At 49.8% G+C, this 22,866-nt stretch carries 24 protein-coding genes; 16 read left to right on the top strand and 8 right to left on the bottom strand.

Annotated elements, in window-relative coordinates:
• Positions 1 to 7 precede the first annotated feature (7 nt).
• From NFHSH190041_RS18565 to NFHSH190041_RS18555, 3 genes are all read left to right on the top strand, one after another.
• The gene (locus NFHSH190041_RS18565; RefSeq protein WP_261923184.1) at positions 8 to 427 is read left to right on the top strand and encodes a DUF2787 domain-containing protein; all 420 of its coding nucleotides are present in this window, start codon (positions 8 to 10) and stop codon (positions 425 to 427) included.
• Positions 428 to 559: 132 nt separating this feature from the next.
• Complete coding sequence (locus NFHSH190041_RS18560; RefSeq protein ID WP_261923183.1) at positions 560 to 1,120, top strand: tyrosine-type recombinase/integrase; 561 nt, start codon at positions 560 to 562, stop codon at positions 1,118 to 1,120.
• Positions 1,117 to 1,326, top strand: coding sequence for a helix-turn-helix transcriptional regulator (locus tag NFHSH190041_RS18555; protein ID WP_261923182.1), 210 nt, complete (start codon positions 1,117 to 1,119; stop codon positions 1,324 to 1,326). Before NFHSH190041_RS18560 ends, NFHSH190041_RS18555 begins: the two co-directional genes overlap by 4 nt.
• A 34-nt stretch (positions 1,327 to 1,360) precedes the next feature.
• Here the strand turns inward: NFHSH190041_RS18555 and NFHSH190041_RS18550 are convergent, their stop codons facing one another.
• Positions 1,361 to 2,023 carry an inovirus Gp2 family protein gene (locus NFHSH190041_RS18550; RefSeq protein ID WP_261923181.1) on the bottom strand — a complete coding sequence of 221 codons (663 nt, stop codon included), beginning with the start codon at positions 2,021 to 2,023 and terminating at the stop codon, positions 1,361 to 1,363.
• A 506-nt stretch (positions 2,024 to 2,529) separates the two neighbouring features.
• On the opposite strand from NFHSH190041_RS18550, the gene NFHSH190041_RS18545 reads away from it, so the two are divergent.
• On the top strand, positions 2,530 to 3,441 hold the full coding sequence (locus tag NFHSH190041_RS18545) for a hypothetical protein (protein WP_261923180.1): 912 nt from the start codon (positions 2,530 to 2,532) through the stop codon (positions 3,439 to 3,441).
• A gap of 5 nt (positions 3,442 to 3,446) precedes the next feature.
• On the opposite strand, the gene NFHSH190041_RS18540 is transcribed toward NFHSH190041_RS18545, so the two are convergent.
• Both NFHSH190041_RS18540 and NFHSH190041_RS18535 read right to left on the bottom strand, forming a co-directional pair.
• On the bottom strand, positions 3,447 to 4,667 hold the full coding sequence (locus NFHSH190041_RS18540) for a tyrosine-type recombinase/integrase (RefSeq protein ID WP_261923179.1): 1,221 nt from the start codon (positions 4,665 to 4,667) through the stop codon (positions 3,447 to 3,449).
• Between the two features lie 230 nt (positions 4,668 to 4,897).
• The gene (locus NFHSH190041_RS18535; RefSeq protein WP_261923178.1) at positions 4,898 to 5,761 is read right to left on the bottom strand and encodes a YicC/YloC family endoribonuclease; all 864 of its coding nucleotides are present in this window, start codon (positions 5,759 to 5,761) and stop codon (positions 4,898 to 4,900) included.
• A gap of 371 nt (positions 5,762 to 6,132) precedes the next feature.
• Between NFHSH190041_RS18535 and rph the strand changes: the two genes are divergently transcribed.
• Positions 6,133 to 6,846 (top strand): ribonuclease PH, encoded by a 714-nt coding sequence (rph, locus tag NFHSH190041_RS18530; protein WP_261923177.1) that lies wholly within the window; start codon positions 6,133 to 6,135, stop codon positions 6,844 to 6,846.
• A 143-nt stretch (positions 6,847 to 6,989) separates the two neighbouring features.
• Positions 6,990 to 7,631: an orotate phosphoribosyltransferase gene (gene pyrE / locus NFHSH190041_RS18525; RefSeq protein ID WP_261923176.1), complete on the top strand. Its 642-nt coding sequence runs from the start codon at positions 6,990 to 6,992 to the stop codon at positions 7,629 to 7,631.
• A 109-nt stretch (positions 7,632 to 7,740) separates the two neighbouring features.
• Here pyrE and folE read toward each other — a convergent pair whose 3' ends face one another.
• The 4 genes from folE to coaBC all read right to left on the bottom strand — a co-directional run bounded on the left by folE (position 7,741) and on the right by coaBC (position 10,997).
• Positions 7,741 to 8,385: a GTP cyclohydrolase I FolE gene (gene folE / locus NFHSH190041_RS18520; protein WP_261923175.1), complete on the bottom strand. Its 645-nt coding sequence runs from the start codon at positions 8,383 to 8,385 to the stop codon at positions 7,741 to 7,743.
• Positions 8,386 to 8,629: 244 nt separating this feature from the next.
• Positions 8,630 to 9,223 (bottom strand): nucleoid occlusion factor SlmA, encoded by a 594-nt coding sequence (gene slmA / locus NFHSH190041_RS18515; protein WP_261923174.1) that lies wholly within the window; start codon positions 9,221 to 9,223, stop codon positions 8,630 to 8,632.
• 122 nt (positions 9,224 to 9,345) lie between these two features.
• Positions 9,346 to 9,804, bottom strand: coding sequence for a dUTP diphosphatase (dut, locus tag NFHSH190041_RS18510; RefSeq protein ID WP_261923173.1), 459 nt, complete (start codon positions 9,802 to 9,804; stop codon positions 9,346 to 9,348).
• A gap of 5 nt (positions 9,805 to 9,809) precedes the next feature.
• Entirely contained in the window at positions 9,810 to 10,997 is a 1,188-nt protein-coding gene (gene coaBC / locus NFHSH190041_RS18505) for a bifunctional phosphopantothenoylcysteine decarboxylase/phosphopantothenate--cysteine ligase CoaBC (protein ID WP_261923172.1), read from the bottom strand.
• Positions 10,998 to 11,217: 220 nt separating this feature from the next.
• Between coaBC and radC the strand changes: the two genes are divergently transcribed.
• From radC to NFHSH190041_RS18480, 5 genes are all read left to right on the top strand, one after another.
• Positions 11,218 to 11,895, top strand: coding sequence for a RadC family protein (gene radC / locus NFHSH190041_RS18500; RefSeq protein WP_261923171.1), 678 nt, complete (start codon positions 11,218 to 11,220; stop codon positions 11,893 to 11,895).
• 121 nt (positions 11,896 to 12,016) lie between these two features.
• On the top strand, positions 12,017 to 12,253 hold the full coding sequence (rpmB, locus tag NFHSH190041_RS18495) for a 50S ribosomal protein L28 (RefSeq protein WP_261923170.1): 237 nt from the start codon (positions 12,017 to 12,019) through the stop codon (positions 12,251 to 12,253).
• A gap of 6 nt (positions 12,254 to 12,259) precedes the next feature.
• Positions 12,260 to 12,433: a 50S ribosomal protein L33 gene (rpmG, locus tag NFHSH190041_RS18490; protein WP_007651290.1), complete on the top strand. Its 174-nt coding sequence runs from the start codon at positions 12,260 to 12,262 to the stop codon at positions 12,431 to 12,433.
• Between the two features lie 234 nt (positions 12,434 to 12,667).
• Complete coding sequence (gene argA, locus NFHSH190041_RS18485; protein WP_261923169.1) at positions 12,668 to 13,990, top strand: amino-acid N-acetyltransferase; 1,323 nt, start codon at positions 12,668 to 12,670, stop codon at positions 13,988 to 13,990.
• A 96-nt stretch (positions 13,991 to 14,086) separates the two neighbouring features.
• Positions 14,087 to 14,596 carry a hypothetical protein gene (locus tag NFHSH190041_RS18480; protein WP_261923168.1) on the top strand — a complete coding sequence of 170 codons (510 nt, stop codon included), beginning with the start codon at positions 14,087 to 14,089 and terminating at the stop codon, positions 14,594 to 14,596.
• An 85-nt stretch (positions 14,597 to 14,681) separates the two neighbouring features.
• On the opposite strand, the gene rarD is transcribed toward NFHSH190041_RS18480, so the two are convergent.
• Positions 14,682 to 15,605, bottom strand: a complete 924-nt coding sequence (rarD, locus tag NFHSH190041_RS18475; RefSeq protein ID WP_261923167.1) for an EamA family transporter RarD — start codon at positions 15,603 to 15,605, stop codon at positions 14,682 to 14,684.
• A gap of 240 nt (positions 15,606 to 15,845) precedes the next feature.
• On the opposite strand from rarD, the gene recQ reads away from it, so the two are divergent.
• The 5 genes from recQ (at position 15,846) to leuD (ending at position 22,740) form a co-directional block, all read left to right on the top strand.
• Positions 15,846 to 17,672: a DNA helicase RecQ gene (gene recQ, locus NFHSH190041_RS18470; protein WP_261923166.1), complete on the top strand. Its 1,827-nt coding sequence runs from the start codon at positions 15,846 to 15,848 to the stop codon at positions 17,670 to 17,672.
• A gap of 373 nt (positions 17,673 to 18,045) precedes the next feature.
• Entirely contained in the window at positions 18,046 to 19,614 is a 1,569-nt protein-coding gene (gene leuA, locus NFHSH190041_RS18465; RefSeq protein ID WP_261923165.1) for a 2-isopropylmalate synthase, read from the top strand.
• On the top strand, positions 19,611 to 20,699 hold the full coding sequence (gene leuB / locus NFHSH190041_RS18460) for a 3-isopropylmalate dehydrogenase (RefSeq protein ID WP_261923164.1): 1,089 nt from the start codon (positions 19,611 to 19,613) through the stop codon (positions 20,697 to 20,699). Before leuA ends, leuB begins: the two co-directional genes overlap by 4 nt.
• A complete protein-coding gene (gene leuC, locus NFHSH190041_RS18455) occupies positions 20,699 to 22,135 on the top strand; it encodes a 3-isopropylmalate dehydratase large subunit (RefSeq protein WP_261923163.1) in 1,437 nt (478 codons plus the stop codon). Before leuB ends, leuC begins: the two co-directional genes overlap by 1 nt.
• Entirely contained in the window at positions 22,135 to 22,740 is a 606-nt protein-coding gene (gene leuD, locus NFHSH190041_RS18450) for a 3-isopropylmalate dehydratase small subunit (RefSeq protein ID WP_261923162.1), read from the top strand. The genes leuC and leuD overlap by 1 nt, the downstream gene beginning before the upstream one ends.
• Positions 22,741 to 22,866 lie beyond the last annotated feature (126 nt).

The following is a 22,866-nucleotide window of genomic DNA, read 5'->3' as shown; positions in this document are numbered from 1 at the left end:
AGGCGACATGAAACTTACAACCTACTCCAGGCTCAGATTGCCCGAGCCTTTCTACCAATTAATCAGTCACTATCTGGAACAACACCAAGCAGGAGCCATCGGCAATGATTGCACACTGCTCACTATTAACTTTCGTGATCCTGACTACAGCGTTGAGGATGGCGGCTACCACCCGGTGGAAATCGGACTGACTCGCCATAGCGATAACTGGCAGCTAAGTTATGTCACTGACTTTGCCTGGTGTGGCGGCCAGTTTCCTGAGTTGGTGAAGGAGTTGGATATCTGTTTTAGTGAGGACAGGCTTTTTAATAGCTTCTTTGGCAGTTGTGCCATTACTCAGGCTGCAGAGCTTATCAACACCTATTTGGAGAACTTTGTGCAGTACCACAATGCAGACGCCTTCCAAGTGGAAATTACCACATATTAAGCCACTGTCTCATTCAGGTACCCATTTTGGCCTTTTGGGAACCTTGCACTCCTTGTCACACAAGGGTTTGCGTCAACTCCCCCCTTCAAGCTTCTCGAAACTATCAATTTAAACGGAAAAAGGAACCACGCTATGGCTGAAGTTCAGGCTGTAAAAGATCCGGATACGATTCGTTTAATCGGTCATCTACTGGCACGGCATCATAGCCAACAGATGGCAGATATCTGGAACATAGGCATCAATCTGGCTCTGAGGATCTCTGATCTGTTATCAATCAAGTTCAGCGATATCGATGAGGACAGATTGAATCTCCGTGAGCAAAAGACTGGTAAGCACGCCAGTATTCAACTTAACCCCAAAGCACTGCAGATCATTCACCGTATTCGGGAGGAACATCCGAGTCATATCTATCTATTTCAATCCTATCGCAATCGACAAGCTATCAACCAGGCTCCTCGCCCGTTAACCCGTCGTGCCGTATGTAAGGCATTTGGCATTATTGGTGAAGAGCTGCGTTTGCCATTGGGTACTCATTCCATGCGAAAAACCCGTGGTTATCATCTTTACAAATCTACCCGAGATATTGCGCGAGTAATGAAGATGCTCAGGCATAGCTCTGAAGGGGTGACACTGCGCTATATAGGGATCACCCAGGAGGAGGTAGACCAAGACTTCAAGGAGCTTGAATTATGAATACTGAGCTGATTGAGCCACAGCCATTGCAATTACTCAAAATCAGGCAAGTTATGGCGATAACCGCCTTGCCTAAATCAACCCTCTACAAGTACTGCAGTGACGATACCTTTCCTAAACCTGTTCATCTGGGGCCAAGGAATGTGGCCTGGGTCGCCGGTGAGGTGCAGGCGTGGATTAGACAGAAGATGGAGCAGCGACGTTGAAATCGCTGCTTCGTTTCACCAAAAAGGAGCGGGTTTACCTCACTTCTTTTTTTGGGTTGCTACAGCCAAAGTTTCGCTGTCCTGTGCCATTAACTTTGGAGTTTTCCTTAGCCAGATAGCTTAGCCGTGTCAGCATTGGGTAGAGCTGAGCCAAGAAGGTGGCAGGTTCAGCATTGTGATTGAGGTGGTAGACAGGGTTTTCGGGAAAGTGAACCAAGGCAGAGCACATCTCAACCGGCATGCCCAATGCGCTGGCCCAAGCTTTTCTAACCTTCCCTGCCAGTGAGTTAGGGTCGTAATAACTACCCAGTGAAAAATATCGGTCCTTGTTGAACAGTAAGGCCAGGTGGTAATGGCTTTTGTGGTTCTGTGAATATTCCCGAGCCCAGACATATTGAGTCCCAGTATCGTGAACCCTCATACCTAGTCTAAGTTTTTCGTATTGCTCTGCAGCAATTTGCGCCTTGAGAGAGGCGATGAATCGCTTTATTAAATTGGGACCGGTGTTGGCGAAAAAGGCAGGGGTGTCATGCTCCAGTGGGTTGTCTGAGTGAGCACCATTGTCAGGCAGTCTCAGGTCAATTCTGATAACGGTCAAGCGGGGGTGGATTGCCAAAGCCCCGTTAACAGTCTCTTCAATTCGTTTCAGATAATTCTGGTTCAGTGGGCCTTGATTGGTTAACTGAGGATAGGTCATTTGCTCTTCTCCTAAATGGTATCAGGTGCGAGTGACGTACTCACACATAGAAGAAGCATCTGGAGTAATTCTTTACATTTATCGCGGTTCATCGACCCACTAAGCACCGCCCATTCGATCACTTATTCCGTATTGGTCAAAGTCAGTTTTCTTACATTACATATTACTAATCCGACAACTAGGCTTGCTGTCATGTAAGAGGTTCCCTTGTGGAAAACGATCATCTGGCTCGACGAGGCCTTCTGTACTTCGATTTCCAATACTCTGAAGTTACTGCCTGTGATAAATGTCTATGAAACCCTATTGCCATGGGGTTTTCAATATCAACCAATGGCTGGATAGTTACTTTAAAGTTACTTAATACATTGCTTTTTGGTGACTTTTTGCGCTACTTTGTGTGCTACTTTAAATGTTACTGAGTAGTTGTAGTTATGGCGTGCCACAGGGATGGGGTTAGGCAAGTTGTCAGTAGTGACATTCGTTTTATTGAGTCATGCTTGAGGCTAATGAATGCTAGTGGTTTAACTGTTCCTTTTACGGCGCAGAGTGCTTCTGAGAGCACAGATATCATTAACCAGGTAATCCATGCTTGGCAGGAGAGCACAGAGAAGAAGGACAGCTTTGTCGAGTGGTTAGTTGATGAGGCAAAGCAGAAGCTATTGCCATTAAGTGAGTTGGATTGGCTTAAAGGAAATGACCGTGCCTGTTATTGGGTTTGGTTAACTTTAGTCAGAGGGGGTGTCTATGGTTTATCAGTTTCTGGATTGCAAGAATTTGTTCGACCGGCAGTGCTACCTCATATTGATTATTCAAGGTATGCCCTGCAACTGAATACCTCAAACCCTCTAAATTCAGCACCCAGTCAACCCCAGGTTCCACCCTACGATAAACTTGGCTTAAAGTTGCAGACATCAAGTACCATGGATCGCTTTGAAGAGGTCGTTAAGTTTTTTGATAGGAGCGGCCAATCGCTTGGGTGGCAATTAGATTTAGTGAACAGGCTAGAATCTAATTGGGGGCGTATTTTTAGTGCACGTAAGCCGCTATCTTGGTTGCAGAGTAATGATGAAATGCAATGCCGATGGGCGTGGGAATATCTAACAAGACCAAGTTTTGACCAGAATCTTCCTTCAGTTTCTTATCTTCATCCGACAGGAACGGTTGAAATGTATTTGGCTATCTTTGCTGCTTTTGATACTTGGGATGCTATTCCAAATCTGAAGAGATTGTTTTTAAATGATTTCAATAAAGCGTGGCAACAGAAGAAACATCGTGACAATCGGCAGGGTAAGAAAGTATGTAACTTGGTACTTCGTGAAGAAGTGAAGGAGATGCTTGATGAAATGGCGGCTTCAAGAGGCATCAGGCTCAACCAGCTGGTGGAGGCGCTGATTGAGCGTGAGTATGAGAGTCGTTGACTGATTTATATGGCCAATGTCAGGGGAAAGATCTTATCTGCAATTAGCCCAAGTGCATGTCGACGTTCTTCAAGATAGTCATGTTGGTTGTAAATTCCTTCTATGCCTTGAATTTTGTGGTTGAGGCAGCGCTCTGCAACATGTGGAGCAATGCCTTCAGCTGCCAGTAAACTACGGCAGGTACGGCGAAAATCGTGCACTGTAAAAGGCTCCAGTTCCCCCATTCTGTTCTTCGGTTGCTTTTTCTTTCCTGGCTCCTGACCAAACAGTTTTGCTATGGCTCGGTTAAGTGTATCTGCACTCATGTGGGGATTTTTAGCTGTCCTTCGACTTGGAAAGACATACTCAGAACCACAGGCTCGGATATGGAGCTCTTCAAGCCACTGAATCACCGATTGCGGTAAAGGAATGGTAATAGCCGTTCCTGTTTTGCTCCTGTGTTTAGGTAGATGCCAGAGTGCTTGTTTAAGATCGAATTCTTGCCACTTAGCTTCAGTTAGTTCTGTTTTTCTGACTCCCAGCGTAACCAATAATGCACAGGCTAAGTAGTTGTCTCGTGTAAAGCTGGTGGAGTGCATCCTGAAAACCTTGAAGACATGTGAGAGCTCATCAAGAGTTAGTGCGCGGGTACGGCTTTTTTCTATCCCCCCTGCATCATCAACTTTAAATGCAGATGCAGGATTATAAATCAATAGGTTGAGTTTCAATGCATGGTTAAAGAGTTGCTTGAGGTTCATTAATGCATCATTAGCAATAGAAGGCCTACCACTTTTGGCAATAATGCGAATAATATTGCGGACATCCAAAGGTGTGACCTTATCGATCTGATGGTTACCAATATAAGGGGAAATCTCTTTCGAGTAGATGCGCTTAGGGATATTTGGATGCTTGAGCCTTTTTTCTAAATCCTGATACCAGTCAGCAAATAAGTCATCAACTGTCTGAAAGCTGACTTGTTTCTCTGATTTACGCTCGGTTATAGGATCTTCACCCTGATTTATCTTTTGCTTGAGCAAAGCTGCTTGGGCGCGAGCATCGGCAAGAGAAATGTTAATCAGTTTGCCAAGTGTCATTGAGCGGCGCTTGCCGAACAGTGTATACCGCAACATCCAGTATGGATGCCCGCTTTTAGGAAGCATCAAATACAATCCTTCGCCATCACCGTATCGCCCGGGTTTTCCTTCCTTAACTATCGATTGAATGCCTTTCGCGCTCAACTTGCCCATTTGTTACTCCTCAATACTCCTATAAATCTTGTTTTAGCAGGAAATGGCATCAATGGGTAGTAAATGTGGTTTTCAGATAGTTGGCAGGTGGTAGTACTCTATTTTCTACCCAGTTTACTACCCGAAAGGTATTAATCTAGGCAAAATTTTTATAGACCTTATTAGACTGTAGGCACAAAAAAGCCCTGTAAAAACAGGGCTCGAAGAACGGGTGAAAATTTTATTGGAACTTACTCCATATTCTGGATCTGTTCACGCATCTGCTCGATCAGTACTTTCAATTCCACAGCGGCAGCGGTAACTTCGGTGCTGATGGACTTAGACGCCAGTGTGTTGGACTCGCGATTAAATTCTTGCATCATAAAGTCCATCCGGCGACCCTCTGCACCACCTTTGTTCAGAATGCGGTGGGCTTCGGTAACATGGGCTTCAAGGCGATCCATTTCTTCGGCAACATCCAGTTTTTGTGCCAGCAGTACCATTTCTTGTTCGATGCGAGCAGGATCCAATTCCCCTTTGATTTCGGCCAAACGGTTGGTCAGCTTATCGCGCTGCCATTGGATCACTTGTGGCATATGTTCACGCACAATGGCGATTTGGCCGGTAATGGCATCCAGGCGAGTTTCCAGCATGGTTTTGATGGCATCGCCTTCACGGCCCCGGGCAGCAATAAACTGATCCAGCGCGGCATTAAATGCCTGCAGCAATTCTGCGCCAATAGCATTGAGATCCTGCTCCTGAGAGGCGATTACGCCCGGCCAGCGCAGAATATCAGTTAGGGCAATATCACCTTGGCCCGCTTCCTGTTTTAGCCAATTAGCTGCATTAAGTAGCTGTTTGGCCAGGGCCTGGTTGACCTGTAGCTCAGTATCGGTTTTGTCAGCCAGCTCAACGCGCAGATTGACTTCAACCTTGCCGCGGTTGAGGCGTTTACGCAGTCTTTCGCGCAGCACAGGTTCAAAACTGCGAAACTGCTCAGGCAGTCTTAAATACGTTTCCAGATAGCGCTGGTTAACGGAGCGGATTTCCCAGGAGGCGGTGCCCCAGTCGGCTTTATGCTCGATACGGGCATAGGCGGTCATGCTTTGAATCATGTGCTGTCCTGCATTGCTTAAGAGTTCCGCTGAATTATACCCCTATGTGGGCGTGAAATGCATGTGCTGCCAACCTTGGAGATACCCCGATGGGTAAAGTATGTTTGACTGCGGTGGCCAGTAACACGGGGCATGGCGTTGAATCTAAGGGCATTGATTCCCTTTATTGCTAGTGGTGAGGAGATTGGCTGTGTGCATACCTATTTATCCTGGTTTTCCGACTTGTATAGACAAGTTGTTTATCACTTAACAGGATTTTGTCTTTTCCCGGTCGGTTTCCGGTTTAGGCCGTGGCATACTGCGGCGCAACTCCCTATAATATGCAGCCAAAATTGCGCTTAGCTTTTTAAGCCTCAACCACAGGAATCTTCATGCGCCCAGGTAACAGAACGTCTGCCCAGACCCGCCCAATCACCATTACCCGTAATTTCACTGCCCATGCAGAAGGGTCTGTATTGGTTGAGTTTGGTGAAACCAAAGTACTGTGTACCGCCAGTTTTACTGAAGGGGTGCCACGTTTTCTGAAGGGTAGCGGCCAAGGTTGGGTGACTGCAGAATATGGCATGTTGCCACGTTCTACCCATAGCCGGATGGATCGTGAAGCTGCCCGTGGTAAGCAAACCGGTCGTACCCAAGAAATTCAACGTCTGATCGGTCGAGCCTTGCGCGCTGCCGTGGATATGAAGTCTCTGGGTGAAAACACCATTATGATTGATTGCGATGTGATCCAAGCCGATGGTGGTACCCGCACAGCCTCTATCACAGGTGCGTGTGTGGCACTGGTTGATGCCCTGAATTGGGCCCGTGCCAAAGGCATGATTAAAACTAACCCACTGAAGTTTTTGATTGCAGCGGTTAGCGTTGGCATTTTCGATGGTGAGGCTATCTGCGATCTGGAATATGTGGAAGATAGCGCTGCTGAAACCGATATGAACGTGGTGATGACGGAAACCGGTAAGATCATCGAAGTGCAGGGGACGGCAGAAGGTGAGCCGTTCAGCCACGATGAGTTACTCACCATGCTGGATTTAGCCAAACATGGCATTCGCGAGATTATTGATGTGCAGCGCGCTGCACTGAATTGATATTAAGGATCCTTCGGGGTCCTTTTTTTCGGCCGCAATAATGCCAATAACATGCGGCAGTGAAATATAACGTCAGGAATAACGATTTACATCGCCAGCTTTGGGCTGGCAAACCTACCCATACCCTAATAAGAGGATACAGAGTGAAAGCTTATCAGCGCGAGTTTATTGAGTTTGCCCTGGAACGTCAGGTGCTGAAATTCGGTGAGTTTACACTTAAATCTGGCCGTCAGAGCCCTTACTTTTTTAATGCCGGTTTGTTTAATACCGGCCGTGATTTAGCGCGACTGGGGCGTTTTTATGCCGCCGCATTGATGGATGCCGGCATTGATTATGATCTGCTGTTTGGCCCAGCCTATAAAGGGATCCCCATTGCCACAACTACGGCGGTGGCGCTGGCTGAACACCATGATGTGGATATGCCTTACTGCTTTAACCGTAAAGAGAAAAAAGACCATGGTGAAGGTGGTTCATTGGTTGGTAGTGAGCTGCAAGGCCGAGTGATGCTGGTTGATGATGTGATCACCGCAGGTACGGCGATCCGTGAATCTATGGATATTATTAATGCTCATCAGGCTCAGTTAGCCGGTGTATTAATTGCACTTGATCGCCAAGAAAAAGGTAAAGGCGAGTTATCTGCGATTCAGGAAGTAGAACGCGACTATGGCTGCCAGGTGATTTCCATTATTAAGCTGGCTGATTTAATTGCTTATCTGGCGCAGCAACCGGGCATGGAACAAGAGCTGGCTGCTGTGAGTGCTTACCGAGAACAATACGGCATTTAAACTGCGGCCAAATCTGTTTTAACAGAGTAACTGTCCCTTAATTTACAACGCAAAAACGCTGCCCAAGCAGCGTTTTTTTATCGTCATACCGGCGTTGTGACTGCTGCCGTTATTGCTGTAAAAATTCTGCCCGGGTCGCCGGGTTGGACTTAAAAATGCCACCCAGTGCTGTGGTGGTGGTGGAGCTGGTTGAGTCCATGACTCCGCGGGATTTAACACAGTAATGTACCGCATCAATTTTCACGGCCACATCTTTGGTTTCCAGCAAGGTTTGCAAGGCAACCAATACCTGCTGCGTTAGGCGCTCTTGCACCTGAGGGCGCTGGGCAAAAAAGCGCACAATGCGGTTGATTTTCGACAGGCCAATAATTTTGCGCTTTGGTAGATAAGCCACAGAAGCGGTGCCATCAATCGTTACCAAATGATGCTCACAGGTGCTGGTAACACTAATGTCCTGCACTCGCACCATTTCATCGAATTTCATTTTGTTTTCGATAACGGTGATTTTGGGGAAATTGCTGTAATCTAAGCCGGAGAAAATCTCATCCACATACATTTTGGCGACCCGTTTTGGGGTTTCCATCAGGCTGTCATCGGTTAAATCCAGCGACATCAGTTCCAAAATAGCGCGCATATGCTGCTCTATTTGCTCTTTACGTACTTCGGGGCTTTGCCCACAAGGAACCATAGGTGTTTCCAGTCCCCGCTCTAACAGGGCGGCTTGTACCAAAGATGCTGCTTCACTTAATGCCATATATCCTCCGCGTTAACACTCCTGAGCTACAAGTTTTTTGTTTACCAGACAAAGATATAGCAAAAATATTTTGTCTGCAGTACATCTTGGCCAGCGTCAGGATGGGGCAGGATACCGCGATTTGTTGCAAATTCATACTGTCAGACGGACAAAAAAACCGATTAACTGACTCAAGTATTATGGCGGGTATGGGGGAGATAATCGATGAATGCGGCAAGTGCGGCATTCATCGTGGCATCGTAGATTAGCTTTGCAGTAATTGTTGCTGAATGAACAGCCACTGCTGATCAAAATGCTGGGTTGGCTTGAACTTGAATTCACTGCGAACAAACTGGGCAATCCGGCCTTCAGCAAAGGCCAGCAGCAGATTGGCGAGAATGGCTTCATCTAGCGCAAATCCATGCCCCTCGCGTAGGGTCTTTTCCCGCAGGATCTGTTTAAGCTGGGTTTCAATTTTGCCAAATAGCGTGCTCATGCGGCTGCGCAGGCGTTCGTTTTCTCCCAGCAGTGCATCACCGTTTAATACCCGGGAAATCCCCGGATTGCGCTCAGCAAACACCAACAGCAGTTGCAGCGTTAGCTGGCAGCGGCGCATGGTGTCTTTTTCTTCCCCGAGGATCAGGTTGATCCGTGTCAGTAATGATTCTTCAATAAAATCGATTAACCCTTCAAACATGCGGGCTTTACTGGGAAAGTGCCGGTATAGCGCGGCTTCTGACACGCCGACTTCGGCCGCCAGTTTTTTGGTCGTAATGCGCTCACCGGGATTGGTTTCCAGCATTTGGGCCAGGCATTGGAGAATGTGTTCACGCCGATTGATTTTTTGATTTACGGCCATTGCAGTATCCTTCGCTCAATTACAACTTGATGCCTGCGTACGTTATACGGGGAGCACCGCCCGGATGATCGCACAGAAAAATGCTGCGGTCAGGGGGCACGCTGCGGTGCACCCGGGCTTGATTATTTGGTTCCTGAGTGACCGAATCCGCCTTCACCGCGATCACTGGTATCAAATTCATCGACCAGTTTGAACTCGGCTTGTACCACAGGCACGAACATCAGCTGTGCCAGACGGTCACCGATTTCAATGGAGAACGGTTCATTGCTGCGGTTCCAGCAAGAGACCATCAGTGGTCCTTGGTAGTCAGAGTCGATCAGACCAACCAGGTTACCCAAAACAATACCGTGTTTATGACCTAGACCAGAGCGAGGCAAAATAACTGCAGCCAAAGATGGGTCGGCAACATGAATTGCGATACCGGTCGGGATCAATTTGGTCTCACCCGGCTCGATGGTCAATGTAGTATCCAGCATGGCGCGTAGATCCATACCGGCACTGCCTGGTGTGGCATAAGCTGGCAGTGGGAATTGTGCGCCAATGCGCGAGTCAAGAATCTTTAGTTCAATAGGTGTTTTCATGTTGCTTATTTGACTTGGGCTATCAAACCGAGCAATTGCCCGGCGAGTGTATGCTTATCGGTGGCTGGTAGATCTTGGCTGCCGTTGGGCCAAATGACTTTCAGGGCATTGCTGTCAGCATTAAATCCCTGTCCGGCAATTGAAACATCATTGGCGGCGATCATATCCAACTTTTTACGCTGCAGTTTATCTGTGGCGTAGTGTTCAACGTCGTGGGTTTCGGCGGCAAATCCTACGGTAAATGGCTTATGTTGCAGCGCGGCGACCGTGGCTAAGATATCAGGATTGCGTACCAGCGCAAGTTGCATGGTTTCCGCTGATTTCTTAATTTTGGCCTCGGCGACTTGTGCAATACGGTAGTCTGCCACAGCAGCGCAGGCAATAAAGATATCCTGCTCTGCGACTGCTTGCATCACCGCATCAAGCATCTGTTGTGCTGACTGCACATTTATCCGCCGAACGCCTGCGGGTGTAGGCAAATTTACCGGCCCCGCAACGAGGGTGACTTCAGCTCCCATTTCTGCTGCTTTTTGCGCCAGCGCAAAGCCCATCTTACCTGAGCTGTGATTAGAAATATAACGAACCGGGTCAATCGCTTCTCGGGTTGGCCCGGCAGTGAGCAACAGTTTTTGCCCCGCCAGCAGTTTCTCCGCGAAAAAGCCTTCACAGCGCTTGGCAATATCCAGCGGCTCTAGCATACGGCCAGGGCCAACTTCGCCACAGGCCTGACTGCCGCTATCTGGTCCCCAAATATGGGTGCCACGGCTTTGTAGTGATTGCAGATTGTGCTGAGTTGCGGCGTGTTGGTACATCTGCTGGTTCATGGCCGGACAGATCACCACAGGGGCTGCTGTTGCAAGGGCGCAGGTGGTCAGCAGTTCATCCGCCATCCCCGCTTGCATGCGGGCAATGATATTGGCTGTTGCGGGGGCGATAACAAACAAATCAGCCCAACGCGCCAGTTCAATATGGCCCATTGCCGCTTCGGCGGCGGGATCAAGCAAATCTGAAGCCACAGGGTGGCCGCTGAGGGCCTGCAGTGTCAGCGGGGCGATAAACTCCATGGCACTTTGGGTCATCACTACCCGTACTTGGGCACCGCGCTCTTTTAAGCGGCGCACTAAATCGGCACTTTTATAAGCGGCAATGCCGCCGCCAATGCCCAACAGAATGTTTTTATTTTTCAGGCTCACGGTTGTTTTCCGACGCACGGGATAATGGCGCTAACCTTAACATAAAGCCCGCCGCGCTGTTGATATCACCCCGGCAGTTTTTTCCCGCTTTTGCCATTTGCGGCACATCTTAGGAGAGGAGGTGATGACTCATAATGGGCAGATAAATACCACCATGGCGGTCAATGGATAAATTTACACCATACTTGCTGAAGTCATCGGGCTGAAATAGGCAGGGAAAATGACCATAAAACATTGGCCAGAAGGGGAAGGCCCACGGGAAAAATTATTGCAAGGCGGGGCCGGGCAGCTATCAGATGCTGAATTACTCGCCGTTTTGCTCAGAAATGGTACAGCTGGACAGAGCGCCGTTGCCATGGGACGCCAGCTATTGCTGGAATTTGGCGGCCTAAGATCATTGTTTTGTGCTTCTAGGGCTAAGGTGTGTCGACTTCGGGGCGTGGGATCGGTAAAATACGCGCAGCTTCAGGCGGCCGCAGAAATTGCGCGCCGAATTGCCCGTGAAAACCTGCATCGAGGGCAGGTTTTGACCAACCCCGGCTTAACCCGGGATTATTTGATGACGCAGCTGGCTGACAGACCCTACGAGGTGTTTGCCATCCTGCTGTTGGACAGCCAGCACAGGGTAATTCAATTTGTTGAATTATTCCGGGGCACTATTGATTCAGCGTCAGTCTATCCCCGTGATGTGGTAGCACTGGTGCTGGAAAAACAGGCTGCGGCGGTCATTGTTTGTCATAATCATCCGTCTGGCATCGCAGAGCCAAGTCAGGCTGACCGGCGAATTACTGAGCGATTGAAAAATGCGTTAGCAACCATAGATGTATCCTTGCTGGATCACATGGTAGTAGGGGATCGCGAGATTGTTTCCTTTGCGGAAAGGGGGTGGATTGTTTAACCACCGCTTGATCTTTCCTCGGCAATCCTGTATAAAATGCGCCCTTCGTGTGCCTCGGGCGACGGCCATACGAGGCACATTAATGCTCGAGCGTTAAAATTGTTTTTTGGAGAAGATTGACATGTCAAGAGTATGCCAAGTAACTGGCAAGAAGCCTATGGTTGGTAACAACCGTTCGCACGCAAAAAACGCGACCCGTCGTCGTTTTCTGCCTAACCTGCAAAATCACCGTTTTTGGTTAGAAACTGAAAAGCGTTTCGTACAGCTGCGCGTTTCTACCAAAGGTATGCGTATCATCGATAAGAAAGGTATCGAAGTTGTTGTTGCTGAACTTCGTGCCCGTGGCGAGAAGGTGTAATAGATCATGGCTAAAGCTAAAGGTAATCGCGAGAAGATCAAATTAGTTTCAAGCGCTAAGACTGGTCACTTCTACACTACTGAAAAGAACAAGCGTAACATGCCAGAAAAGATGGAGATCAAAAAGTTTGATCCTGTGATCCGTCAGCATGTTATCTACAAAGAAGCTAAGATCAAGTAATTGATTGCGTTCCGCACTGCGGAAACGGTTTCTTGAAAAGCCCCTCTCTGAGGGGCTTTTTTTTACCCGCCAATCACGCGCCTTTCCTCTGATTTCTGTCTTTTGCTCCCATTGCAATTCTGTTTTTTTGTTTGTGTATGTCGTGAAAATAAATGCTGTAAAAGTGAATTTTAATGCATTAATATGGCAAAATTCGTCTGATTTACGCCGTTAGGGATATGTGAGAGGTGGCATGTGTTAGCTGGAACAACACAGTTATTGGATAGTTTTCGGCATTCAGTACCTTATGTGAATGCGCACCGGGGGAAAACCTTTGTCATTATGCTGGGTGGTGAAGCCATTGAAGAGGGGCAATATCGCGCCATTATCAATGACGTTGCCCTATTACATAGCCTAGGGATCCGTTTGGTACTCGTGCATGGGGCTCGCCCCCAGATTGATACTGAACTGTATCGGCGGGGATTGTCTGTCGGGTTTCATAATGGCGTACGGATTACCGATGAGTCAGCATTACGAGTAGTGCATCAAATCAGCGGGGCGCTACAGTTTGATATAACCGCTCGTTTATCAATGAGCCTGTCTAATACCCCAATGCAGGGGGCCCAGATCAATGTGGTCAGCGGGAATTTTGTCATTGCCCAGCCATTGGGCGTTGATGATGGCGTGGATTATTGCCTGTCGGGTAAGGTACGGCGGATTGATATTAATGGTTTGACGCAGCAGTTGGACCAAGGCTGTATTGTTTTGTTGGGGCCGGTAGCGGCCTCTGTGACTGGGGAGAGTTTTAATCTCACCGCGGAAGAGGTTGCCACTCAGGTGGCCGTGCGCTTACAGGCCGATAAAATGATTGGCTTTAGCTGCCGAAAAGGCCTACTGGATGGCGATGCTAACTTAATCAGTGAGTTAATGCCCGCCACTGCGCAAGCGTATCTTGATTGCCCTCCCCATCCTGTTTGTCAGGCAACCCGAGCATTTATTAGCGGCAGCATTGAAGCATGTCGTCGTGGTGTGGCCCGCTGTCATCTTATCAGCTACCAAGAAGATGGTGCTCTGCTACAAGAACTCTTTACGCGAGAAGGTATCGGTACTCAAATCGTCACTGAAAGCGCGGAGCAGTTGCGCCGTGCCACCATTGCCGATATCGGCGGGGTATTAGAGCTGATCCAGCCGCTGGAGGAGCAAGGAGTGTTGGTGCGCCGCTCCCGTGAGCAGTTGGAGATGGAAATTGAGCAGTTTATGGTGATAGAGCGTGACAATTTGATTATTGGTTGTGCAGCGCTGTATCCCTTTGAGGAAGATAATGCCGGAGAATTTGCCTGTTTGGTAGTGCATCCAGATTATCGGGATCAAGACCGTGGTCAGGCACTGTTACATAATATTATTAGTCAGGCCAAAGCGCGGGGCTATGACAGATTATTTGCCCTGACAACCCGCAGTATTCATTGGTTTTTAGAACAAGGGTTCGAGCCGGTGGACATTGATGCCTTACCGGTGAAAAAAAAGCAGTTATATAACTTGCAACGCCGCTCTAAAATTTTTGCTCTCACACTAATATAAGTCTGATATTGGCCTGAAATATGCGCTGTTTCAGGCCGCATGTTTCCTCAGCTTGGCCTAAGCTTGATCCCCATAACGAGCGCCTTGGGAGGGATTATGCATACTCATATCTTTGACTTAGTGGCATTGGACAGTAGCACCAATACCGGCATCGCGATTGCGTTGTTACTGCTGCTGTTATTGTTGCTCTGGTTAAAGTATCGCCGTGAACCGGGGCGAGGCCATTATGTCGCCATGGCGCTGACCGGCGCGCTGCTGGTATTTGGTAGCTGGAGTTGGGTGGCGGCACTGCAGGCTGAGCTTACCCTTGATACCCGTGAGCTGAAATTAGATATCCCCTTTTATACCCTGTCGTTGCCCCGGGATGAGATTTTATCAACCGGCGTGCGGCGACTTGATTTTGCCCTTGAGCCAGAGTTTAAACCCCTGTATCGCCGTAATGGCATGGAGCTACCCGGCCTGCATTTGGGGTGGTTTACATTGCAAGATGGTCGCAAGGCATTGATGATGACTGGCAGTGTCGAGCCGGTCCTGATCCCCACCCGCGCAGGTTATGTGGTGATTGTCAGTGTGGCTGATGCCGACAGATTAATGGGGCTATTGTAGCCCCAGTCGCAAGCAGTGAACTGATGCCGTGAGATATGGTGAATAAGTGGCGGGGGATGCTACCCGCCACGTGACAGCCCCTTGTTTACAGCCTTGGTTTAGCGGTGTTGGGGCTTTTTTTCGGGGGGGATTCCCGGCGGCGATAGATCATATCAGCCGTGAAGGCGAGCAGGGCGAGCCAGATAAAGCCAAAGGTGATGCTTTTTTCCAGATCAAAGGGCTCACCGTACAAGGTGACGGCCAATACAAACATAATGCTGGGGCCGATATACTGGAAAAATCCCAGCACAGTCAGCGGAATACGCACAGCGGCTCCGGCAAAACACAGCAGGGGCACTGAGGTGACAATGCCTGCGGCCATCAATAATAGATTCATATCCCAGCTGTTGGTCAGCATATTGGCTCCGGCATCCTGTGGCACCAACAGCAGATACCCCAATGCCAAAGGCATCAGTAGCGCAGTTTCCAACACCAAGCCACTTTGAGCGTCAACATTGACCTTCTTACGCAGTAAGGCGTACAGACCGAATGAGGTCGCCAAGCCGATGGATACCACGGGTACTGAGCCAAACGAGATTAATTGGATCAGAACGCCGGTTGCCGCTAATCCTACAGCCAGCCATTGCAGTTTACGCAGCCGCTCACCGAGAAAAATCATCCCCAGCATCACATTCAGCAGTGGGTTGATGTAATAGCCCAGGCTGGCATCGAGCATATGATCATTGTTAACCGCCCAGATAAATAGCAGCCAGTTACCGGCAATCAGCACTGAGGTGACGGCCAGAATGGCCAGTTGTTTGGGTTGTCTCAGCACACTGCGCACCCGCTGAAAACCAGTGAAACAGCCCAATAGCAGCAACATAAAGACAAATGACCAGATAATGCGGTGCAGCAAAATTTCACTGGCCGGTACCTGTTGCAGGTGTTTGAAATACAGCGGCGCAAAGCCCCACATACTGTAAGCCAGTAGTGCCAGCACTATGCCTTTTTTCTGTTCAGCGTGTTCCATATCGGTCAGTTTTATCGGTTGTTTGTCTTGATGTCGGGCAGGCGATTGTACGGGCTATTATCTGGGCTGTCAGCCAGATTGCCGTTTAGTCAGTGTAACAAGTTGTCGCGATGCAATCGGTAAAATCCCCATGGGGCTGCCTGCAATTACGGCGGGTTTCGGTATAGAATGGTCGGCTTTGACAGGTGCCATCATACAGGTGCTAGCAAGATTATTTGGCCGGGAGCTGACAGGGCGGACATGCAGGAAAATACACAATTATCTTCATCGGATCCTTACCTGGATTGTCTGCAGCAGGTGTTTGGTTACCGCAGTTTCCGTCAGGGACAGCGGGATGTGATTGAGCGGATCTGCCGGGGTGAAGATTGCATGGTTATCATGCCCACTGGCGGCGGTAAAAGCCTGTGTTATCAGCTTCCCGCCCTGATGTTACCCGGGCTAACCGTGGTGATTTCACCACTGATTTCGCTGATGAAAGATCAGGTAGATAGTTTATTGCAAACCGGCGTACAGGCCGCCTGCATTAACTCTGCACTGCCTCGGGAACAATTGCTGGAGGTGTATCGCCAGTTGCGCTGTGGTGAGATAAAGCTGTTGTATGTGTCTCCGGAGCGGCTGCTCAGTGGCGATTTTTTGCAGCGGCTGCAAGATTGGCAAGTCAGCTTTTTTGCCATTGATGAGGCGCACTGTATCAGTCAATGGGGGCATGATTTCCGGCCGGAATATGCAGCCCTTGGTCGCCTAAAACACACGTTTCCCCATATTCCCCAGATGGCACTGACAGCAACAGCCGATCAGGCCACCCGGCAGGACATTTGTGAGCGACTGGGGATCAATCCCTATACTCTGCTTTCCAGTTTTGATCGGCCTAATATCCGTTACACGGTGGCGGAAAAGCTCAATGCCAGCAATCAGTTGAAGCAGTTTGTTGATGCCCATCGCGGTGCCAGCGGGATTATTTATTGCAGCAGTCGGCGACGGGTGGATGAAGTCGCCCAGCGGTTGCGGCTGCAAGGCTATCGGGCTGAGGGATACCATGCCGGAATGGAGCAAGATGAGCGAGCCAGTGTGCAGGAACGCTTCTTAAAAGACCAACTGGATATTGTGGTGGCAACTGTGGCCTTTGGTATGGGGATCAATAAATCCAATGTCCGCTTTGTGGTGCATTACGATATCCCCAAAAGTATTGAAGCGTATTATCAGGAAACTGGCCGTGCGGGGCGCGATGGAATGGACGCTGAAGCCTTTATGTTGTTTGACCCGGCAGATATTGGTCGGGTGAAACATTTAATTGAGCAGCAAGAACCCGGGCCACAACAGCAAGTTGAACAGCATAAATTAAACTCCATGGCGGCGTTTGCCGAAGCTCAGACCTGTCGCCGCCAAGTCTTGCTGCACTATTTTGATGAAAGCGCCAGCGAGCCCTGTGGTAACTGTGATATCTGCCTTGACCCGCCTAAGCGCTACGATGGAACTTTAGATGCCCGTAAGGTGCTCTCTTGTATATACAGGCTAAATCAGGGGTTTGGCATCAATCATGTGATTGAGGTGTTGCGGGGCTCGAAAGCCGCATCCGTGGTGGAGCGGGGCCATGATAAATTGTCCACTTGGGGGATCGGCAAAGAGAAAAGTCATGAGCATTGGCTCAGTGTTACTCGGCAGCTGATCCACCTTGGGCTGGCCAGTCAAGATATTACCCGGGGATCTCGGGTGCGGCTCAATCCTGCCGCGCGACCAGTACTCAAAGGTGAAGTGGCGCTAATGTTGGCGGTGCCGCGTATTAGTATTCCGGTTGCCCCTCGGCGGCGCAGTAGTGCCCGGGTGCCACTGCACTATGATCGCAAGCTATTTGCCCGGCTTAAATCATTGCGCCGCACTATCGCGGAAGAGCAAGATGTGCCGCCGTATCTGGTGTTTAATGATGCCACTTTGGCTGAAATGGCTGCCATGTTGCCCACCACAGAAGCTGAGTTGCTCGCCGTCAACGGCGTTGGTGAGCGAAAACTGGATCGTTTTGGTAATCAATTTCTCGATGAAATCGAAGCCTTCTTAACCCGAGGCGGATAGGCTCGGTTGGCCGTATTCGTTCCCCAGTGTTTTTGCTCGGGACAAACTACTTCTTGACTCTGGCCGGAATCTCAGGTTAATTAATAAACACTTGTTGCAATATTGTGTATTTTCTAAGAGCTGATCTAAGAATGATTTTGGGCATAGGGCACACAGGAATATAGCAACTTACTGGATTTTATCGATTGAGTTTAAACAGGTTTTAGTCCATGCATTTTACTCATTTAGTCACTTTGCTACCCCTACTCATTCTGCCCCTCTCGGCGCGGAAGGTTTGGTGATGCTGGCTAACTGAGACACCTAATCCAACCACCCCGCGCTGACAACGCGGGGTTTTTTTTGGCTTTTTTACCGGTATTGAGGGAGAAATACGATGTCAGATCGGGTAATCATTTTTGATACCACACTGAGGGATGGTGAGCAGGCATTGGCTGCCAGTCTGTCGGTAAAAGAAAAACTGCTGATAGCGCAGGCACTTGAACGCTTAGGTGTCGATGTGATGGAAGTCGGCTTCCCTGTCTCTTCCCCCGGGGATTTTGAGTCGGTTAAAACCATCGCCCAGCAAGTAAAAAACAGCCGGGTCTGCGCCTTGGCCCGGGCACTGGAAAAAGATATTGATGCCGCCGCCCAGTCGTTATCTGTCGCTGAGCAGTTTCGTATTCATACCTTTATCTCCACTTCGGATATCCATGTGCAGAGCAAGCTAAAGCGTTCGTTTGATGACGTGCTGGCGATGGCGGTCAACGCCGTAAAATATGCTCGGCGCTTTACTGATGATGTGGAGTTTTCCTGTGAAGACGCCGGTCGCACGCCGATTGATAATTTGTGCCGCATGGTGGAAGCGGCGATTAAGGCCGGCGCTGCGACAGTGAATATCCCAGATACCGTTGGCTACACAGTGCCCGGTGAATTTGGCGGTATTATTCAAACCTTGTTTAATCGCGTCCCCAATATCGACCAAGCGGTCATTTCAGTCCATTGCCATGATGATCTCGGGTTGTCGGTGGCTAATTCAATTACTGCGGTGCAGCAAGGCGCGAGGCAGATTGAATGTACCGTCAATGGTATCGGTGAGCGAGCCGGTAACTGTTCATTGGAAGAGGTGGCGATGATCCTTGCCACCCGTCGTGGGCTGTTGGGGCTAGAAACCAATATCAATGCCAAAGAAATCCACCGCACTTCCACGCTGGTAAGTCAGCTGTGCAATATGCCTGTTCAGGCCAATAAGGCGATTGTGGGCGCCAATGCTTTTAGTCATTCCTCCGGCATTCATCAAGATGGTGTGCTCAAGGCACAAAATACCTACGAAATTATGACCCCGGAAAGCATTGGGCTGACCCGTAATCATCTGAATATGACCTCTCGCTCTGGTCGCCATGTGATTAAGCATCGCATGAGTGAAATGGGGTACAGCGAGCAGGATTATGACATGGATGCCCTGTATCAGGCCTTTCTCAAGTTAGCGGATAAAAAGGGGCAGGTGTTTGATTACGATCTGGAAGCCTTGGTGTTTATCAAGGCGCAGCGCCGGGACGATGATCATTACCGGCTCAAGCAGTTGGTGGTGCACTCAGATTCCAGTGCCGGGGAAGCGACTGCCACGGTTAGGTTGGACATAAATGGTGAAAAAGTGACGGAAGCGGCGACCGGCAATGGCCCGGTTGATGCCGCCTATAACGCCATAGCCCGCGCCTCAGGTCGGCATATTGCCATCACAGCTTATAAGTTGGGCAGTAAGGGCGCGGGCCAAAACGCCTTGGGACAAGTGGACATTACCGCCAGTTACCAGCAACGGCATTTTCACGGCGTGGGCCTTGCCACGGATGTGGTTGAGGCATCGGCTCGGGCGCTGGTACATGTGATGAATTTGGTGCATCGAGCCGATGAAGTGGCAGACAGAAAACAGGAAATTCAGCAAACAAGGGAGTTAGGTGGCGTATGAGTTATCAGATAGCAGTATTGCCGGGTGATGGTATTGGCCCAGAAATTATGGCGCAGGCGCGCAAGGTGCTCACCGCCGTTGAGCAGCGCTTTAACCTGAGTATTGAGTACAGTGAGTACGATATTGGCGGCGCGGCTATCGATCGGCATGGCTGCCCGCTGCCGTCGGAAACTTTGGCGGGTTGTGAAGCTGCCGATGCGATTTTATTTGGCTCTGTGGGTGGCCCCAAGTGGGAGCATTTACCACCGGATAGCCAGCCGGAACGCGGCGCCCTGTTGCCACTGCGGGCGCACTTTGGTCTATTTTGTAATCTACGTCCGGCCAAACTTCATGATGGGCTGGAGCATTTAAGTCCGCTGCGGGCCGATATTGCTGCCCGGGGTTTCGATCTGCTCTGTGTGCGGGAGCTGACCGGCGGCATCTATTTTGGCAAACCCAAGGGGCGGCAGGGGGAAGGGGAAGCTGAAGAAGCCTTTGATACCATGCGCTACAGCCGCAAAGAGATCCGCCGTATTGCCACGATTGCTTTTGAAGCTGCCCAAGGCCGTCGCAGTAAAGTGACTTCGGTGGATAAAGCCAATGTGTTGGCCTGCTCGGTACTGTGGCGCGAAGTGGTGGAGGAGGTTGCCAAGGACTTTCCCGAGGTAACGCTGGAACATATCTATATAGATAATGCCACTATGCAGCTGCTGCGTCGTCCCGATGAGTTTGATGTGATGCTGTGCTCCAACCTGTTCGGTGACATTATTTCCGATGAAATCGCTATGTTGACCGGCTCTATGGGGTTGTTGTCGTCTGCCAGTATGAATGCATCCGGGTTTGGTCTATATGAACCTGCCGGTGGCAGTGCGCCGGATATTGCCGGTAAAGGGATAGCCAATCCGATTGCTCAGATCCTCTCTGCCGCCTTGATGTTGCGCCACAGCTTGAAGCGCGAGGATGCCGCTGCGGCCATTGAACGCGCGGTGGGGAAGGCGCTGTCACAGGGCTTTTTGACTGCTGAGCTGGCTACCAATCAAACCTGTGCTAAAACCACTGCGGAAATGGGCGACTTTATTGCCCATGCGATTGCGGAGGGGATCTGATGACCCATAACACTTCAGCCCCAGCCACCTTGTATGAAAAAATTTGGCACAGTCATCTTATCGCTACCCCAGAGGGGGAGGCGCCGCTGTTATATGTCGACCGGCATCTGGTACATGAAGTGACTTCGCCTCAGGCCTTTAGCGGTTTGCAAGCTGCGGGTCGGCCGGTGCGCGCGCCGCAAAAAACCTTTGCCACTATGGATCACAATACCTCAACCAAGCAGGCCAGTTTAGATGCCTTAAGCCCTATGGCGCGGACTCAGGTAGAAACCTTGGCGCAGAACTGTAAAACCTTTGGGATTCGCCTCTATGACATTCACCATCCTAATCAGGGCATAGTGCATGTGATGGGGCCGGAGCTGGGCATCACTTTGCCAGGTAGCGTGATTGTTTGTGGTGATTCTCATACTGCCACCCATGGGGCATTTGGCGCCCTCGCCTTCGGTATTGGCACCTCTGAAGTAGAGCATGTGTTAGCCACGCAGACGCTGCGGCAATTGAAAGCCAAAACCATGAAAATCGAAGTTAAGGGAAAGGTTGAGGATGGCATTACCGCCAAGGATATTGTGCTGGCGATTATCGGCAAAATTGGTATGGATGGCGGCACCGGCCATGTGGTGGAGTTTTGCGGTGAGGCGATCCGGGCCTTGTCGATGGAAGGGCGTATGACCCTGTGCAATATGGCCATCGAAATGGGCGCCAAGGCTGGGCTGGTAGCACCGGATGCTAAAACCATCGCCTATTTGCAAGGGCGGGAGTTTGCCCCTCAAGGGGATGACTGGCAACAGGCCGTCGCTGATTGGCAGGCATTACAAACCGATGATGGCGCCAGTTTTGATACTGAAGTGGTGCTTAGGGGCGAAGACATTGCCCCGCAACTGACCTGGGGCACTAATCCCGGCCAGGTGGTGGCCATTGATCAACCTGTGCCGGATCCAGCCGGGCAAACAGATACTGCGGTACGGGAGAGTATGGCCAAAGCATTAGAGTATATCGGGTTGCAAGCAGGAACCAGAATGACTGAGGTGCCTATCAATAAAGTCTTTATTGGCTCCTGTACCAATTCCCGGATTGAAGATCTGCGCTCGGCCGCTGCGCAAATCAAGGGAGGCAAAGTGGCTGATGGCGTCACAGCAATCGTGGTGCCGGGTTCAGGGCAAGTCAAACTGCAAGCTGAGGCGGAAGGGCTGCATCAGCAGTTTATCGATGCCGGTTTTGAGTGGCGCTTACCCGGATGCTCCATGTGTCTGGCGATGAATGATGACAGGTTGGCGCCAGGAGATCGCTGCGCATCAACCAGTAACCGTAATTTTGAAGGGCGTCAGGGACGGGGGAGTCGCACTCACCTAGTGAGCCCGGCGATGGCGGCTGCGGCGGCTATTGCCGGCCATTTTGTTGATATCCGTGTGCCAAGGCAGCCTACAGGAGAACAGTAATGCAGCCATTTACCCAACATACTGGTCTGGCCGTGGTGCTGGATAACGCCAATGTGGATACCGATCAGATTATTCCTAAGCAGTTTTTGTCCAAAGTTACCCGCGACGGCTTTGGTGTACATCTATTTCATGACTGGCGTTATCTGGACGATGCCGGGGAGATCCCCAATCCTGATTTTGTGCTGAATCAGCCCAGGTTTAGCGGCGCAAGTGTATTGCTCGCTGGGGAGAATTTTGGCTGTGGTTCTAGCCGGGAACATGCTCCTTGGGCACTGGCCGATTATGGCCTTCGGGTCATTATCGCTAGCAGTTTTGCGGATATTTTCTATGGTAATGCCATTAACAATGGCTTGCTGCCCGTCGCCTTATCAGAGCTGCAATTACAGCAGTTGATGGATGAGGTGATGGCTGTTCAGGGCGCAGTGGTTACCGTCGATCTTGCCGCGCAGCGGGTTTATTCCCCTGCCGGCCATAGGTTTGAGTTTGATATTGCTGCCTCAGCTAAACATAAATTACTGAATGGATTGGATGCTGTGGGGCAAACCTTAAGTTTGGTGCAACAGATAACGGATTATGAGCAACATATCCCCCATTGGCGGCGCTAAAATTCAGCGTACAAATGTACTTTGTACGGTATATTGCTGAAATTGCATTAGATATAACTAATGCTTTACCCCCTGTTTTTATTGAGCGAAAATCTATATGTATATGAAAATAATGAGTTTTATCAA

It is taken from the genome of Shewanella sp. NFH-SH190041 (genome assembly GCF_024363255.1).
Lineage (GTDB): Bacteria > Pseudomonadota > Gammaproteobacteria > Enterobacterales > Shewanellaceae > Shewanella.
This window is presented reverse-complemented; position numbering and strand designations above follow the sequence as displayed.